Source organism: Flavobacterium pectinovorum (assembly GCF_022802975.1).
Taxonomy (GTDB): domain Bacteria; phylum Bacteroidota; class Bacteroidia; order Flavobacteriales; family Flavobacteriaceae; genus Flavobacterium; species Flavobacterium pectinovorum_B.
Map to the genome: position 1 here is coordinate 104241 of NZ_JAFEVZ010000004.1, position 17248 is coordinate 121488.

Below are 17248 nucleotides of genomic sequence, written 5' to 3' on the forward strand. Positions count from 1 at the left end.
AAAAAAAATACAATCCCAATTTAAAAGGAGAAAATAAAAACGGAAGATGCTGGACACATCTTCCGAATAGAAAAAAATGAATTTCTCGTAAAAAAAACATTCTAAGCAAAACAAAAGTATGAAAAAAATTACCAATTACACGGGTGTGTTCTGCGGTACCCATAATTTAAAATTAAAAATGAGGATAACAACTTTGTTACTTTTTGCCTTTATTTTAAACAGCCAGGCGAGTACTTATTCACAAGCAACCAAAGTGAATATAACGCTGAATAATGGAACGGTTGAGGATTTCTTTAAAAAAGTAGAGAAATCGACATCTTATAAATTTTTATATCATGTTGGAGAAATTAACTTAGACTACAAAGTTAATGTATCAGCAAAAGATAAACCATTAAACCAGATACTAGACGAAGTATTTAAAGGAAAAAACATTAGCTACAAATTGCTGAACAAGCAGATTGTGCTGTATAAAGAAACAAAAAAAGCTATTGGAATAAAAATTTCACAATCTCAGAAAACGTACAGTGGAACAGTAAAAAATGCAAAAGGGGCTCCTCTATCAGATGTAGCCGTTTGGATTAAAGGCAGTTCTCTGGGAACTTATACAGATGCAAAAGGATTTTTCTCTTTAGAAGCAAAAGAGCAAGAGGTACTGGTATTCTCTTTAGTAGGGATGAAAGAGAAAGAAGTGGTTTTGGGATCAAATTATAATTTGAACGTGCTAATGGAAGAATTTGTCAGTGAACTGGATGAAGTTGTTCTCGTTGCTTACGGCAGCACGTCCAAAAGATTCAATACAGGTTCTGTTGGATCTATAACTTCCAGTACAATTGAGAAACAGCCCGTAAATAACCCAATTTTAGCACTACAAGGAAATGTAGCTGGTGTTTACATTACTCAGGGAACCGGAAGACCAGGATCTAATATTCAGGTTAATGTGAGAGGAGTCAATTCAATTAACGGTTCACCTCCTTTATATATAGTAGATGGAGTTCCTTTCTCTGCTTTTGGGATGAACCAGTTTGTGTATGATGGAAATCCAAATTTAACCCAAAGCCCGCTAAATCTTATTAATCCGGACGATATTGAAAGCATCAGTGTACTTAAAGATGCCGATGCTACTTCAATATATGGATCCAGAGGTGCTAATGGTGTCATTTTAATTACAACCAAAAAAAGAGCTACAAAAGGATTTTCTGTAAGTGCTAATGTTTCATCAGGAGTGAAAGATGTAGCCCATAAAATGGATGTTCTTAATACCAAACAATATTTAGATTTAAGAAAAGAAGCTTTTGCCAATGACGGAATAACGCCGACTCCTGAAAATGCACCCGACTTGTTTATCTATGATCAAAATCTGGATATGAACTGGCAAGATTACCTAATGGGCAGAACAGCAACTTACAATCATTATCAGCTTTCTATGAATACCGGAGACAGCAACAGTTCTTTCTCTCTTAATGGATCTTACAGAGATGAAACTACGGTTAATCCGGGTAATTTTGGTTATAAAAACTACAGTCTAAACTCCAGATATGATTTTACTTCAAAAGATAATAATTTTCATATAGGCACACAGGTAACCTACAGCGGAGATAACAGTAAATCATTTATGCTGTTAGTAAGCCCTAACTTATTGCTCGCTCCTAATTACAATCTGTTCAAAGAAGACGGCAGTCTTGACTGGACAACTACAAACCCTTTGGCGAGTTTTAACAGAACTTTTGATGCAAAATCAACCAGTTTGAGAGCCAATGTAAATATGGATTATAAGTTTTTCGAATATTTTAAAGCCATACTGGCTGTAGGCTATACTAAAGCAGATATGGATCAATACAGCAAGAACCCTTCAACCTCTCTTGATCCTGCCTATGCTGAGTATTCCTGGGGGAAACCTAATGTAGAAAAAGGAAAAACAGTTAATACGACTCTAAATATTGAACCACAAATAACCTATACAAAAAACATAGGTCCTAACAGCATAGAAGCCTTAGCAGGTGCTACTTTAATGAATAACAAACAGGACAATCTTTATATTCATGGAACCCAGTATTCTTCTGATCTTTTTTTAGATAATATTGGTGCCGCCGGCGATCTTGCTATTACAAGTACTATTTCTAACTATAAATATGCATCCTTGTTTGGAAGATTAAAATATGCCTACAACAATAAGTACATCATAAACGGAACAATCAGAAATGACGGATCTTCAAGATTTGGCCCCAACAATCGATTTGGTACATTTGGATCAGTAGGAGCTGCCTGGATTTTTACCGAAGAAAAATTTCTTAAAGAAAATAAAATCCTGAGTTTTGGAAAATTAAGAAGCAGTTATGGAACGTCAGGTAATGATAACGTAGGTGATTATCAGTATTACGAATTGTGGGCTTCTACTTCAGGGGTAAACTCCCCTGCCGGATCCATTTTAAGACCTGAAGTTATTCCAAATAAAAACTTCAGCTGGGAAAAAATAACAAAATTTGATGTGGCATTAGAATTAGGTTTTTTAAAAGATAATATTCTTTTAAATATGAATTATTACCGTAATGAAACATCAGATCAGCTTGTAGGGAAACCGCTCCCGTCTACGACAGGTTTTAATTTTATAACAACAAATTTACCTGCACTTATTAGGAATACAGGTTTTGAAATATCATTGGATACCAAAAACATAGCAACAAAAAATTTTAAATGGTTTACCAATATTAATTTTACACTGCCTAAAAATGAACTGGTACGATTTGAAAATTTAGAATCTTCAAGTTATGCTAATAGGTATGAAATTGGCCAAAACATAACAGTGCAAAAAGGGTTTGATGCCAGTGTTGACCCCAATACAGGACTACTTGTTATAAAGGACCAGAATGGTGATGACCAGATTACCTATCAGGATGACCAGATTAATCTAGGAAATACAATGCCGAAATTTTACGGAGGCGTTACCAATTCATTTAATCTCTATAATTTTCAGCTTTCTTTTATGTTTCAGTTCGTTAAACAAGAAGGATGGGGCTATCGTAACCTTGTTTTCAGACAGCCGGGAGATATGCAGAATTTTGATGTTTCAGTACTCGACAGATGGCAGCAACCAGGAGATGTGACCAATGTACCAAAATTAACTTCTATACTTCAAAGCGATTTTTTTAACAGTATTTATTCCTCCCTTAACTGGGAAGATTCTTCTTTCATTAAATTAAGAAATGTAAGTTTTTCGTATGATTTTCCAAAGGAATCCATTTCAAAAGCGGGTTTAAAAAATTTACGACTTTATTTTCAGGGGCAAAACCTACTGACTATCACCAGCTATAAAGGTCTTGATCCTGAAACCGGGACTCTTATAGACCCGCCTTTACGGGTATATTCATTAGGACTTCAGCTTGATTTTTAATACAAAGGGATAATCTAACCGATAATTCATAACATCTTTTATGTCGTAGGATATTTTAAGGTGTATAAAAAATATAAAATATGAAAAATAATATATTAAAATTCACAGCATGTTTGCTGGGTATATTGAGTTTTAGCAGCTGTGAAAACTATCTCGAACCGGAATTGTCACCAGACAAAATATTTACCGAAGATGTTTTTGCAAATGAAACAACTGCTTCTGCAGCACTTTACGGGATTTATGCCGACTTTATGTTAAATCGTGACCCAACTTCGATTTCTAACGGAGGTCTGAGTGTATTTGGAGGACTCTGTTCTGATGAGCTTTTTGATTTTTCGCTGCAGTATACACCCTATAATAAGAATGAAGTTCCTCTAGATGATTTTGGGCCAGTGTATAACTTTTGGACCACCTCTTACAAACTTATTTATTCAGCAAATGCAATTTTAGAAGGAGTAGAAAAATCGAACCTGAAAGAGAGTTTTAAGAAGCAGGTTATGGGAGAAGTTTATTTTATAAGAGCTTTCAATCATTTTTACCTGCAGCAGATTTATGGAAATATTCCAATTATAAACACAACTGATTATACTGTTAATGCTGTTAAAAAACAGAACACTCCGGAAGAAGTCTTTGCTTTTGTATTAGAAGACCTGAAAAAGGCAGCATCATTATTGACTGATACCTACCCTACTGCTGATAAATTGCGTCCGAACAGACATGTTGTTCAGGCTTTATTGGCAAGAGTGTATTTGTATCATAAAGATTGGGCAAATGCCAGAGACAATGCTACAGCAGTGATTAATGGCGGATATGAAATTCAGTCTGACTTAACTCAGGTATTTGCAAAAAACAGCTCAGAAACGATATGGGAACTGATGCCGTCTAACCTGATATCTACCAGTGTTGGTGAAGCTACCTGGTTTACTCCGGGAGGTCAGCCCAATTACACTTTGACTGATGCCTTCTTCAGTACAATCGAATCCGGGGATAAGAGAAGACAGCAATGGGTTGGTAACATTGACTATTTAGGAACAACCTATTACTTTCCTAATAAATATGATCCGGCAGGCGGACAATACAGTGTGATTTTTAGATTATCCGAGCAATATTTAATCAGAGCAGAAGCTCATGCTGAACTCAATAATCTAACTGCAGCAAAAAGCGATTTAAATAAAATCAGAGTGCTCCATGGCGATCTTGGCGAATACTCTGGTCCGGATACTAAAAATGATATTGTAGATGCTATTCTGCAGGAGCGCAAAGCGGAATACTTTGGAGAATGGGGACACCGATGGTTTGACCTGAAAAGAACAGGTAAAATTGATGCGGTACTGGGAGCTTTAAAACCAACAACCTGGAAATCTACAGATGTTTTATGGCCAATCGATGCTAAAGAGCTAAAACTAAATCCATTCTTAAAACAAAATGATGGTTATTAGCCCGTTGGATGTAATTATTAAAGACATCAGTTCGAGGTTTAATTTTTTAGAAAAAAAGCAATATTAAGATGACGTTACAATGTCTCGTCAGTTCAATTATTACATCAATAAAAAGGTTTAGTAAAAAACATATCAATTGCCTCCAGCTTTAGCTGGAGGTTTATTAAATTTTAAAAAGACAATCTGGCTTTAGCCAAAAAAATCAACACTCTTTTTATTTGGCTAAAGCCTTTTTTTAGCTAAACTATAAGTTCTCCAGCTGAAGCTGGAGGCTATTCAATAATAACCAAACTCAGGTTATTATTATTTTTCGAACTGAGTGAAGACAAAGCCTTTTAATGCTAAAATTACATAATTTAAAAGCTTAATAAACAATAATTAAGCTGTATCAAATAACTTTTGTTTATAAAAAAAGCCCTTTCAGAAAAAATTACTGAAAGGGCTTTCACTTTTTAATGCCACAAAATTCACTTAAAATCGATAAGCTGTTTAAGTGCTATTACCGGAATTGTATTTCTTAAAACCATTTGAGGATTGTTCAGCGTATTTGGATTCTGATAAAGAGCCATAGCCGCAGACACAGTTGCTACTATATTTCCTTTTTGATCTACTACCGGAGCTCCGCTGCATCCAATCCCATAGTCTGCAGTTACTGCCATAAAACATTCTTCCTTCGGGCTAAGCAATTTTGGATTCCTAATAAAATTTTTTGCCACTATTCCTTCTGAAAAATAATACATCACATGCGATGGATGGCCTAAAACAAAAACTTTGTTTCCTTCCGGAAGATAGTCTCCCAAAGGCAGCGCCGGAAGTTTTTTCCCGCGGGTATCAATTTTAATGATCGCAAGGTCATTTTCAGGTGAACTAGCTAGTATTTCAGTAACCATATAGACTTCATTATCATGAGTCAACGCAGACAGTCCGCTGTTTTTAGATTCAGGATCTGTGTACATCTGGATTACATGATAATTTGTTACGCATATTCCGTCAGAACTGATTAAATATCCACTGCCACGAAGTCTGTCAGAAGCTAATACAATAGTTGACGGAAGCATTTTTTGATAGATTTCCGGTGCGCTTAGGTTTGTTGCCAGAGATTTATTCTTTCCAAGTGCAATTTTTTTTCCTATACTTTTTTCCAACTGTACTTTTCCGTCTTCCTGACTAAGAAAACTGCCCTGCTGTTTAAGAGCAGTTACTTTTGGAAAAGCTGCACTCATGACTTCCTGATTTAAAACAATGTCAATAGTCTGGTTTTCCTGATTCTGAGCTGATACAGAATAACTTGATACACATAGAGAAAATAATATTGTTAAGCGAATACTCATATTGTAATATTTTTTTGTTATAAATTATCTGAGGCTATTTTTACCTCAATTATTAGACGAAAAAAAATCAAATATACCTATGTGTTAAAATATAATTATTCCTGCTTAGGTTCTTAAATATCTAATGTCAAGAATCAGTTGTTTATGCTCCAATCAAAGTTACCAAATTTTCGCAGCCACCCCAAAACAGCTGCATGGCTTTGAATACCATATTTCTTCTTAGATTGGCTTACAGATAGCATGCAACTTACAATGGTACTATACAAAATTTGAAACAGACCATTGAAAGGCTTAATACAGATCAGAGTAAGGTATTTTTAATTTTAGATAAAAAACCTGAATTTACTTACAGACATGCATTACGTGTACAATAAATCTAATACTTTGCAGAAAAGAGATTTTATAAATATGGTGTTCGATAGCAATTTGTACTATCAGGAAGGCATTTATCGAACACCTACAATGAGAAGCATTTTCACTCATAACGCCCTATTAATAAAGGAAAAAGGGTGCTTGATTTATGAAAAAAAAACGGGATGATTTATCAATCATCCCGTCCAGTGGAGTCGCCGGGAATCGAACCCGGGTCCAAACAAGCAACTAAAGAGCTTTCTACACGTTTATTTCCTGATTAGATTTTCGATGTTAAGCAAGGCCAGAAACAGCCACTCAACACTTATCTTCTTAATTTTCAAAATCCACCCGAAGCTCATGGAAATCTAGGTTTATTTTTACGGTTCCCCTAAACTGAACGCCACAAACCAAGGCTTTCAAGGAGAATCCAGCTTCCCTACCTTGTAGGGACGTGGCTAATCGTACTATAATTCAGATTATGCAGCTAAAGCGTAGTTATTTTCGCCGTGTAAAAGTGTGAGATCTTATATTTACGAGCAAGGTCTCAATGCTCGACGTGCTTACTTTTCAATTCGACTTGCTGTCAAAACCAGTCGACCCCAAAAATGAGTTTGCAAATTTATACTATTTGAAAATACTTTCTGCTAAAATTTTCAGAAAAATTAGAAAGCCAAAAGTCGAAAGTTGTAAAGTTTTTAAAGTTTTTAAAGTCACATGGTTGCTTCTTTCTATTTTCCCGAAATTGGTATCTTTAAAAGAAACTAAGTCAATATTCACAATTGTTTTAAGACTTTATGACTTTTGACTGTATAACTTTATGACTATTTTATTCTTCGTCTTTAAACTGAAATGGATAATCTCCAAAAACCGGAGCCAGTTTACGGACTGCATACGTGTTTCTTGTCATTTTGTTTGACAAGGCAAGTATCGTTACACCTTCTTCTTTAAGTGTAATATAAGATGAGGTGTTTCCGTGCCACCAGCCGTTATGAAAGTAAAAATTCTGTCCGGTTTCCCAATTAATCATTCTGATTCCGAGACCATAATTCTTGGTTCCTTTACGTTCATTGCTCTGTCCGGTGTAAACCTCCTTTAACAAAGCTGGCTTTAAAAAATCAGGTGCATTTCTGGCTCTGTCAAATTTTAAAAGATCGCGTACTGTTGAGAAAACATTTTTATCTCCATACACATTATCCAAATAATCGAAACCGATTTCTACCCCATTCCCTTTATAAGAAGGAACAATATCTTTCCTGTCTTTATCATCATCAAAAACATAGGTATGTGTCATTCCAAGAGGTTTAAAAATCATTTGAGACATTGCTTCTTTATAGGTCAGTCCTGTTATTTTTTCAATAATAAGAGCGAGCATTGCGTAATTGGTATTGCAATAAGCAAAACGAGTACCTACTCTCGACTCCAAACCTACATTTTTGGTCGCCAGAATATCCAAAATATCTTTGTTGGTAAGCTGGTTGTGCCTGTCCCAAACCGATTTATCCCTGTCTGTGAAATAAGCGTAATTTCGCATTCCGCTGCGATGGCACAATAACATTCGAACCGTACATTCTTCGTAAGGAAAGGTTTTTAAAATCGTATTTACTTTTTGATCCAGGCCAAGTTTGCCTAAATTGATTAATTTTAAAACAGCAGTTGCGGTCAGTACTTTGCTTACAGAAGCAATTTGTACAGGAGTATCAGCGGTAATTTTGGTGTCTTTATTTTTATTGGCAAAACCGTTATATCTTTCAAAAATAATCTGACCGTTTTTTGCTACCAAAAAACTTCCGTTCATACTGTTGTTTGGCCAGTTTTTATTGTAAAAATGATTTATTCTCCCTTTTACAGAATTAACATAGGATGCAGTTATTTTTTTTTCAGGTCCCATTGGAACCATTTTACCTAATGTATCTTTTTCTTTTACAGCCTCATCCTGACTGCTATTTTTATCTTTTCCACAAGAACTTAAAACTAGAATTGAGAAAAGTATTTGTGGTATATTTGCTTTTTTAAGGAAACTCATTTTCATTTATTCTTTAAAAACAAATATATAGAATTCAATATTTATGATTAAAGATTTTATCCGAAGAAAATTCTTAAGATTAACATCTGATTAACATTTTTTTTCATTAGCTTATTGTACATCAGACCTTAAGGATTCATAATCATTAAAAATAAGAAAACAGCAACAAAAATTTAACTATATTTGTTATATTTAAAACAAAATAACTATTAAAAGTTATAATATTAAAAACCAAAATCCCATTAAATGAAATTCGGAATTATCAAAGAAAGAAAAAATCCGCCTGACAGACGTGTTGTATTTGCACCTGACGCATTAGCAAAACTAAAACAATTGTATCCAGAAGTTTCAGTGTTTGTAGAAAGTTCGGATATTAGATTTTTTTCGGATCAGCAGTACAAAAGTATGGGCATCACCGTTGCTGATGATGTTTCGGACTGCGATATTTTATTTGGCGTAAAAGAAGTTCCGGTTGAGAATTTAATTCCAAATAAGTCCTATTTCTTTTTTTCACATACCATAAAAAAACAGCCTCACAACAAAAAACTTTTACAGGCTGTATTAGAGAAAAACATCACTCTATACGATCATGAAACCATCGTTGATGAGCATAACCGGAGATTAATCGGGTTTGGAAAATATGCAGGAATGGTGGGCGTTTATAACGGAATCCGTGCGTTCGGAATAAAATTTGAACTATTCAAACTTCCAAAAGCAGAAACCCTTTCAGGAAAAGAAGCCCTGATCATGCATTTGAAACGCATTACCTTACCTCCTTTAAAGTTTGTACTTACCGGAACCGGAAAAGTAGGCAGCGGTGCTCTGGAAATTTTAAAAGCAATCAAGGTAAAAGAAGTTACTGTAGATAACTATTTGACTAAAAACTATACGCAGTCGGTTTTTGTTCAATTGGATGCCTTAGAATATAATAAGAGAATTGATGGTCAGATACTTGATTTTACAGATTTTACTGAACATTCCGAAGCATATACGTCTGATTTTGAAAAATTCACTAAAGTCAGTGATATTTACATAGCCGGACATTTCTATGCAAATGGTGCACCAATGATTCTGACTCAGGAAATGTTGAATGCCAAAGATTGTAATATAAGAGTTGTTGCTGATATTTCGTGTGATGTAAATGGCCCTATTGCCTGTACACTGCGTTCCTCAACTATTGCAGAACCTTTATATGGTTATCTCCCATCAGAAAATAAAGAAGTTGATGTTTTTCATCCTGCAGCAATCGTGGTCATGGCAGTTGATAATTTACCTTGCGAAATTCCAAAAGACGCCAGTGAAGGTTTTGGAGAACAATTTATGGAACATGTTATTCCTGCTTTTTTCAATGGAGATAAAGACGGAATTTTGCAAAGAGCTAAAATTACCGAAAAGGGTAAATTGACCGAAAGGTTTAATTATTTACAAGATTATGTAGATGAAAAATAGATTATTAGACTAATAAAAAAGGTTTAATAAAAGTATATTAATAGCCTCCTGCTTTAGCTGGAGGTTTATTGAGTTTTAGAAAGACAATCTGGCTTTAGCCAAAAAATCAACACTCTTTTTATTTGGCTAAAGCCTTTTTAACTAAACTATAAGTTCTCCAGCTGAAGCTGGAGGCTATTTAATTATAATAATCGAACTCAGGTTATTAGTTAAAAATATTGGCTCTTCGCCTAAAACAGTGGATTTCAAAAAAGACAATTTCTTAGTGAAACATAAAAAAATCTGCTAAATCCGTAGCTGCCGAAAATTGATTTTCCATTAATTATGGCGAAGAACCAAAATATTGTTTAAAAATATAAAAAAACCGTCTCAAGAATTATAAGACGGTTTTTTTATATTTTGTATCACGCTAAAGTTTTACCAGATTTTCACTCTTTTTTCAGGAGCAAGGTATAATTTGTCTGTTGGTTTTACATTGAATGCTTCATAGAATTCAGGTACATTACGAACTACTCCATTTACTCTGAAATTTGCAGGTGAATGAGGATCAGTTGCTATTTGTTGGCGTAATGCTTTTTCTCTGGTTTTATTTGCCCATACTTGTCCCCAACCCAAAAATACACGCTGAATTCCGGTGTAACCATCTAAAACAGGAGCTTCTTTTCCGTTTAAGGCTATTTTGTAAGCTTTTATGGCAATGCTTAAACCCCCAAGGTCACCAATGTTTTCACCAAGTGTATATTCGCCGTTTACATTTAAATCCGGGAATACTTTGAAAGCATTGTATTGCGCTACTAAAGCGTTTGTTTTTAATTTAAATGCTTTTAAATCAGCTGGCGACCACCAGTTTTTCATTACACCATCTCCATCAAAAGTACTTCCCTGATCGTCAAAACCATGCCCAATTTCATGTCCGATTACCGCACCAATCCCTCCATAATTTACAGCATCATCTGCATTTATATCAAAAAATGGAGGCTGAAGTATAGCCGCCGGAAATACGATCTCATTTAAAGTAGGATTATAATAAGCATTTACCTCCTGTGGATTCATTTGCCACTCAGTTCTGTCAACCGGTTTTCCGAGTTTGTCCAGATTGCGTTGGTACTCAAAAGCGACTGTTCTTTCTGTATTTCCGTATAAATCATTTTTATCAATAGCTACTTTTGAATAATCTTTCCAGGTGTCCGGATATCCAATTTTAATCATGAATTTGTCTACTTTTTTAAGCGCTTCTTTTTTTGTGGTTTCGCTCATCCAGTCTAATTTCTTGATGCTTTCTGCGTAAGCTTTCAATAAATTTTTCACTAAAACAGTCATTTTCTCTTTGGCTTCCGGAGAAAAACGTTTTTTAACATATACTTTACCTACGATCTCTCCTAAACCATTATTAACCTTGATTACAGCACGTTCCCAGTCTTCTTTTTGCTTTTCGGTTCCAGACATTGTTTTGCCGAAGAAATCAAAATTTTGATTATCTATTTCTGTAGTTAAGCTTGTAGCTGCATTATGTATAACTCCCCATTTCAGAAACGTTTTCCATGTGTCTATTGGAGTAGATTTTATTATATTGTTTAGACTTTTTGTATATTCTACCTGAGTAACGATTAATTTATTCTCTTTGTCAAAGCCAGATGCTTTTAACATGGCAGACCAATCAAAATCAGGCATTAAAGTATTTAAATCTTTTATTGGATAAGGATTGTATAATTTAATCATATCCCGAGTATCTTCCTTCTTCATTTGCTTTGAGGCCAAATCCGTTTCAAGTGCCAGAATCGTTTTGGCATTTGCAGCAGGATTTTCCAGACCGGCAAATTTTAGCATAGCTTCAATATGTACTAAATATTTAGTTCTTATTTCCTTCATTTTAGCATCAGCAGAAAGGTAATAATCCCTGTCAGGTAATCCTAAACCCCCTTGCCAGGTAATAGTAGTATACTTAGTTGGATCTTTAAAATCGTTATAAACTGAAAGCGATAAAGGAGTATTTATTCCTAAGCGATTAGCACGCCCAAAGTAGGCAGCTAAGTCATTATAGTTGTTAATAGCATCGATTTTGGTAAATTCAGGCTGAATAGGAGAAATACCTTTGCTGTCTCGTGTTTTTCTATCGATGAATGAAGCATAATAATCTCCTATTTTTTGTTCATCACTACCTTTAGTATTGTTTGCTTTTGCTGCATCTTCAATTATTTCTTTTACATCTTTTTGCGCTTTATCGTAAAGAATGTAACCAGCCCCGTAAGAAGCTTTATCTGCAGGTATTTGAGTTTTTTTCTCCCAATTACCATTTACAAATTTGTTAAAATCATCACCCGGTTTAACTAATGTATCCATGTTTTTTTTGTTAATCCCGGACGTAAGATCTTCTTTTTTTTGACAGGATACCGCGACTAGTAAAATGCTTACACAAGCTATCGTATAGTTTCTCATTTAATTATGGTTTTTAATAATTGACAATATAATTATGAATTTGTAGTAAAAGAAAACAGCTATTATGTTACAATTTTAAATTTTGATTCTTCAATCAATAAAATTATAACATCCAGATCAAATATAGTGAGAAATTATTTAATATTTTTTTTAATTAGATTCAACATGATAATTTAATGATTCGTATAAAAAAAGGCAGAAATACCATCTATATCTGCCTTTTTTATACTATTTTTTAACACAAACTTCCTAAACCATTTCTTCAGGTTTTACCCAGGCATCAAAATCTTCCGGAGTAACGTACTCTAAACGAACCGCTTCATCTTTAAGAGTAGTACCGTTTTTGTGTGCCGTTTGAGCAATCTCGGCTGCTTTATAATAACCGATTTTTGTATTTAACGCTGTTACCAGCATCAATGAATTATCGACCAATTCTTTGATACGTTTATAATTTGGTTCAATTCCCTGAGCGCAATGCTCATCAAATGACACACAGGCATCACCTAATAATCTTGCCGACTGCAGAAAATTTGCAGCCATGACCGGTTTAAAAACATTCAATTCATAATGTCCCTGCATTCCTCCTACTGCTATTGTCACATCGTTTCCTATAACCTGAGCGCAAACCATTGTCAAAGCTTCACATTGTGTTGGATTTACTTTTCCGGGCATAATGGAAGACCCCGGTTCATTTTCAGGAATATGAATTTCTCCAATGCCCGAACGCGGTCCGGAAGCCAGCATTCTGACATCATTAGCGATTTTATTTAAAGAAACTGCCAATTGTTTTAATGCTCCATGAGTTTCAACAATGGCGTCATGTGCTGCCAGTGCTTCAAATTTATTTTCGGCTGTTACAAACGGATGGTTAGTGAATTGAGCGATATATTCGGCTACTTTTACATCGTATCCTTTTGGGGTATTAAGTCCCGTACCTACAGCTGTTCCGCCCAAAGCGATTTCAGATAAATGTGCTAAAGTGTTTTTAAGCGCCTTCAATCCGTATGCTAATTGAGCAGCATAGCCCGAAATTTCCTGTCCTAATGTTAAAGGCGTTGCATCCATTAAGTGCGTACGGCCAATTTTTACGACGTCTTTAAATTCGAATGCTTTTTTAACCAAAGTAGCGTGTAGTTTTTCAACTCCCGGAATTGTGGTTTCAACCACCATTTTATAAGCTGCAATATGCATTCCGGTTGGAAAAGTATCGTTTGAGGATTGCGATTTATTGACATCATCATTAGCTTTTACAAATTGTTCGCCTTCTCCAATTTCAAATCCTTTGAGAACCTGTGCACGATTAGCGATTACTTCATTGACATTCATGTTGCTTTGTGTTCCTGAACCGGTCTGCCAAATAACTAATGGAAACTGATCCTCTAGTTTTCCTTCGAGGATTTCGTCACATACAGCGGCGATTGCATCTCTTTTTTCTATTGACAAAACACCTAAATCATAATTGGCGTAGGCTGCGGCTTTTTTCAGATAAGCAAATCCTTCTATGATTTCTTTAGGCATTGATCCTGCATCGCCAATTTTGAAATTATTTCTGGAACGTTCTGTTTGTGCACCCCAATACTTATCGGCAGGGACCTGAACTTCGCCCATGGTGTCTTTTTCTATTCTGTATTTCATCTTGTTATAAATATGTTTGTTTGTAAAATGTATTCTGTTAGATGTATTCTGTTAGATCTATTCTGTTGGATGTAAAATGTGAATTGTGAATTGTGAAATGCTTTAGATTTCTCTACCGATAAATGAATTTCTTTTGAAAACGGTTGGTCTAGCCCTGATGGAAACGACATCCTTTTATGGTGGGGTTCACCATAAAAGATATAGTGGACAGCAGGTTTCAGCTCCTTAAAAAAACTCATATTCCTCTTATTTAGACAGTTGAATAATATTCAAAAAACAACCTTATTTAAAATGAATATAAATATAGGGATTATTGCTCTTTTACGAAAATTGATTTCGTTTTTATTGCTAACAAAAGATATATACCCTACATTTGTCGTAACATTCAAAAATTCCGGAAAACATGTTTGAATTTTCACAGTACTTAGGTTTTTTACTTTTCTTAACCATACTAACTATAGGTTTTTGGTTAATGTTTTTCTTGGTTGGTTTCGTATCTTATTGGGTTACGGGAGCTAGCTGGGAAATGTTCAAAGAAAAAAGAGCCAAAAAAAGACAAGAAGAACAATCAATTTAATTTAAGTTGATTTCATAAAAAAGGACCCGTGAAAACGAGTCCTTTTTTTTATTCCTAAAAAAAGAAATTCCAATAAAAAAAATTCCAAACTCCAACTTTTACATTGGAATTTGGAATTTAAAGTTTTGGTATTCAACCTATGTTATCCAGGAAAATCTCCCCCGCCTTCACCTTCGTTTCTAGGTGCTGCGTTTTTATCTCTTTCTCCTTTTGGTTTATTGAAACGATACGTAAATGAAACGTTGAACTGACGTTTACGGAATTGAAACTCATTGTAAGATGTTTGTGTTTTTACAGGAGGATTTATGTCGTCATCATAAAGATTAGTATAAGACCTCATTTTTCTTGAATTAAAAATATCACTGATATTGAAAGCAATAGTAGCCTTATCTTTTAAAACGTCTTTACTGAATGCTGTATTTAAACCAAATTGTCCCAGATTTTTACCCTGAGCTGTTTTTTGTTCCCCATTATAGGTCCCGTTTAGCTGCCAGTCTATTTTATATGGCAGAGTAACTTTTGAACTAATTCTGGTAAACCAGGTGTTTGCCTGATTATCTAAATTTTGTACAACCTCTATACCATTGCTTATATAACTATTTTCTCCTGTTGTTTTTACGTTATAAAAATTAAAGTTACTGTTTAGTTTCCACCATTTGAATGGCGTATAATTGAATGTAAATTCGAAACCAAATTTTTGCTCTTTACCTAAATTGATAGGACTGCTTTTAATAACAGGAATCCCGTCTACTTCATCTCCGGTTGGCATTCGTACAAAGCTAAAAACGTCTTTTGTATCTTCAAAATAGGCTGATGTACTGAAAGTTACTTTATCCCAACGTTTAAGATAGCCTACATCATACTTATCTGTTAACGAAGGATCTAAATCAGGATTTCCCTGAAAAATATTGATATTGCTTGCGTAATTTACAGCAGGGTTCATAAAACGCCCTCTTGGTCTGCTTAAACGTTTGCTGTAACTTGCTGTAAAATTACTTTGATCTGAAATTTCATAACTAATAAAAGCACTTGGGAATAAGTTATTGTAATTTTTAGTATTGAACTTCTTAGGATCCTGTAACAAATTAACCTCAATATTGGTATCTTCCCAACGTAAACCAAATAAGTACGAAAATTTATTTACTTTGAAACCATACGAAGTATAAAGCGCATTTATGTTTTCTTTATACTCTAAAGTATTTGACAAATCTGAAATTGGAGGATTTACTCCATCATCAACAGAATATATGTTATTTAAATCTCCAAAACTTCCCTTATACCCTGCTTCAAACTGACTTCCTTCGCCTAATGGAAGAACATAGTCTGCCTGCAATTGAATTTGCTTCTGAACCTGATTGTTTAATGTATTATTGTAACTAGGCGGTGCTGTAATTAAGCTTTTACTATCATCTGTATTTCTTGAAATCGATAAATCGGCAGTCAGTTTATGCCCTTTATCATTGAAGTTTTTAATTAAGTTGGATGTATATTCAACATTTTCACTTCCGGTATCTCCATTGTTTAATCGATATCTATTATCTGTCGATACGCGATTAGCATCATATTCATAGAAATTAATTAAATCTCTGTCTTCACCATTGTTTTTTTGGTAATTAATGGCATTTGTCCAGAAAGTTGTGGGTGTAATTGACCATTCGATTCCTGCTCTCCCATTAAATCCGTCTCTGGTTCTTTCTGTATCACGTGTTTCATCTAAATATCTTTTTGTAGAACCGTCTGCATTAAAATATTCCGAATTGGTTTTTCCTGCTCCTTCGTTTGTTCTGTAATTATATCCCGCTGTAGTAAAATAATTAAACTTTTCTGTTTTATAATTCAGGTTGGCACTTAAACCATACGTTTCAGGAATACCTCCTGAAGCAATAAAAGTACCGTTGAATCCCTGGTTTTTACCTTTTTTAAGAATGATATTGATTAATCCTGAACCTCCTTCTGCATCATAACGTGCCGATGGATTAGTAATCACTTCTACCTTATCAATAGCATCTGCAGGAAGCTGACGTAAAGCTTCAGCAACATTAATAGCGTTTGAAGGCCTTCCATCAATTAAGATTCGGATGTTATCACTTCCTCTTAAACTTACATTTCCTTCTGTATCAACAGAAACAGAAGGAACGTTATCCAGAACATCACTAACTGTTCCGCCTTTTACCATCATATCCTGTCCAACATTATAAACTTTTTTATCCAGTTTTATTTCAACAGATGATTTTTCGGCGCGAACCACAACTTCATTTAATTGTGCAGCATCTTCAGACAGGTTTATTACCCCTAAATTAGTATCTTCTGAAATGTTTTTTGCTTTGATTTCAGTAGCTTTAAATGAAATAAATTCAATTTTAATATCATAAGTTCCAGCCGGAACCGCCAAATCAAATTCACCTTTTGGATTCGTAATTCCACCTGCAATTACTTTAGTCTGATTAACAGGAGTAATAGAGATTGTAGCATACTCTAATGGTTGTTTTGTTACTTTTTCTAAAACTTTACCTGTAACTTTTACTCTGTTTTGTCCTGAAGGCAGTTGTTGTGCATAATTACATAATCCTGCAAGCAGAAATAGGAACAATATCGCAATTTTGATTTTTTTCATTA

At 34.5% G+C, this 17248-nt stretch carries 9 protein-coding genes and 1 other RNA gene; 4 read left to right on the top strand and 6 right to left on the bottom strand.

Translation table 11 applies throughout. From position 1 onward, the window contains the following. Positions 1 to 118: 118 nt before the first annotated feature. Positions 119 to 3388 (top strand): SusC/RagA family TonB-linked outer membrane protein, encoded by a 3270-nt coding sequence (locus tag FLV_RS07405; RefSeq protein ID WP_243232434.1) that lies wholly within the window; start codon positions 119 to 121, stop codon positions 3386 to 3388. An 80-nt stretch (positions 3389 to 3468) separates the two neighbouring features. Further along, complete coding sequence (locus tag FLV_RS07410; protein WP_243232436.1) at positions 3469 to 4827, top strand: RagB/SusD family nutrient uptake outer membrane protein; 1359 nt, start codon at positions 3469 to 3471, stop codon at positions 4825 to 4827. 467 nt (positions 4828 to 5294) lie between these two features. Here the strand turns inward: FLV_RS07410 and FLV_RS07415 are convergent, their stop codons facing one another. The 3 genes from FLV_RS07415 to FLV_RS07425 all read right to left on the bottom strand — a co-directional run bounded on the left by FLV_RS07415 (position 5295) and on the right by FLV_RS07425 (position 8541). Next, positions 5295 to 6158 (bottom strand): serine protease, encoded by an 864-nt coding sequence (locus FLV_RS07415; RefSeq protein WP_243232438.1) that lies wholly within the window; start codon positions 6156 to 6158, stop codon positions 5295 to 5297. 558 nt (positions 6159 to 6716) lie between these two features. Then, positions 6717 to 7113, bottom strand: a transfer-messenger RNA (tmRNA) gene (gene ssrA, locus FLV_RS07420). 225 nt (positions 7114 to 7338) lie between these two features. Continuing rightward, positions 7339 to 8541 carry a serine hydrolase domain-containing protein gene (locus FLV_RS07425; protein ID WP_243232440.1) on the bottom strand — a complete coding sequence of 401 codons (1203 nt, stop codon included), beginning with the start codon at positions 8539 to 8541 and terminating at the stop codon, positions 7339 to 7341. Between the two features lie 240 nt (positions 8542 to 8781). Here FLV_RS07425 and FLV_RS07430 point away from each other — a divergent pair, with 240 nt between their 5' ends. After that, positions 8782 to 9984, top strand: a complete 1203-nt coding sequence (locus FLV_RS07430) for an NAD(P)-dependent oxidoreductase (protein ID WP_243232441.1) — start codon at positions 8782 to 8784, stop codon at positions 9982 to 9984. 417 nt (positions 9985 to 10401) lie between these two features. Here the strand turns inward: FLV_RS07430 and FLV_RS07435 are convergent, their stop codons facing one another. Further along, on the bottom strand, positions 10402 to 12324 hold the full coding sequence (locus FLV_RS07435) for a M13 family metallopeptidase (RefSeq protein WP_243232442.1): 1923 nt from the start codon (positions 12322 to 12324) through the stop codon (positions 10402 to 10404). A gap of 345 nt (positions 12325 to 12669) precedes the next feature. Next, positions 12670 to 14055 (bottom strand): class II fumarate hydratase, encoded by a 1386-nt coding sequence (gene fumC / locus FLV_RS07440; RefSeq protein ID WP_243232443.1) that lies wholly within the window; start codon positions 14053 to 14055, stop codon positions 12670 to 12672. Positions 14056 to 14458: 403 nt separating this feature from the next. Between fumC and FLV_RS07445 the strand changes: the two genes are divergently transcribed. After that, positions 14459 to 14632, top strand: a complete 174-nt coding sequence (locus FLV_RS07445; protein ID WP_026984685.1) for a hypothetical protein — start codon at positions 14459 to 14461, stop codon at positions 14630 to 14632. Between the two features lie 142 nt (positions 14633 to 14774). Here the strand turns inward: FLV_RS07445 and FLV_RS07450 are convergent, their stop codons facing one another. Beyond that, positions 14775 to 17246: an outer membrane beta-barrel family protein gene (locus tag FLV_RS07450; protein WP_243232444.1), complete on the bottom strand. Its 2472-nt coding sequence runs from the start codon at positions 17244 to 17246 to the stop codon at positions 14775 to 14777. Positions 17247 to 17248 lie beyond the last annotated feature (2 nt).

What these genes read in the sequence shown, in the direction of transcription:
- FLV_RS07405 (WP_243232434.1), top strand. Translation starts at nt 119, where the DNA reads ATGAAAAAAATTACCAATTACACGGGTGTGTTCTGCGGTACCCATAAT.
- FLV_RS07410 (WP_243232436.1), top strand. Translation starts at nt 3,469, where the DNA reads ATGAAAAATAATATATTAAAATTCACAGCATGTTTGCTGGGTATATTG.
- FLV_RS07415 (WP_243232438.1), bottom strand. Translation starts at nt 6,158, where the DNA reads ATGAGTATTCGCTTAACAATATTATTTTCTCTATGTGTATCAAGTTAT.
- FLV_RS07425 (WP_243232440.1), bottom strand. Translation starts at nt 8,541, where the DNA reads ATGAAAATGAGTTTCCTTAAAAAAGCAAATATACCACAAATACTTTTC.
- FLV_RS07430 (WP_243232441.1), top strand. Translation starts at nt 8,782, where the DNA reads ATGAAATTCGGAATTATCAAAGAAAGAAAAAATCCGCCTGACAGACGT.
- FLV_RS07435 (WP_243232442.1), bottom strand. Translation starts at nt 12,324, where the DNA reads ATGGATACATTAGTTAAACCGGGTGATGATTTTAACAAATTTGTAAAT.
- fumC (WP_243232443.1), bottom strand. Translation starts at nt 14,055, where the DNA reads ATGAAATACAGAATAGAAAAAGACACCATGGGCGAAGTTCAGGTCCCT.
- FLV_RS07445 (WP_026984685.1), top strand. Translation starts at nt 14,459, where the DNA reads ATGTTTGAATTTTCACAGTACTTAGGTTTTTTACTTTTCTTAACCATA.
- FLV_RS07450 (WP_243232444.1), bottom strand. Translation starts at nt 17,246, where the DNA reads ATGAAAAAAATCAAAATTGCGATATTGTTCCTATTTCTGCTTGCAGGA.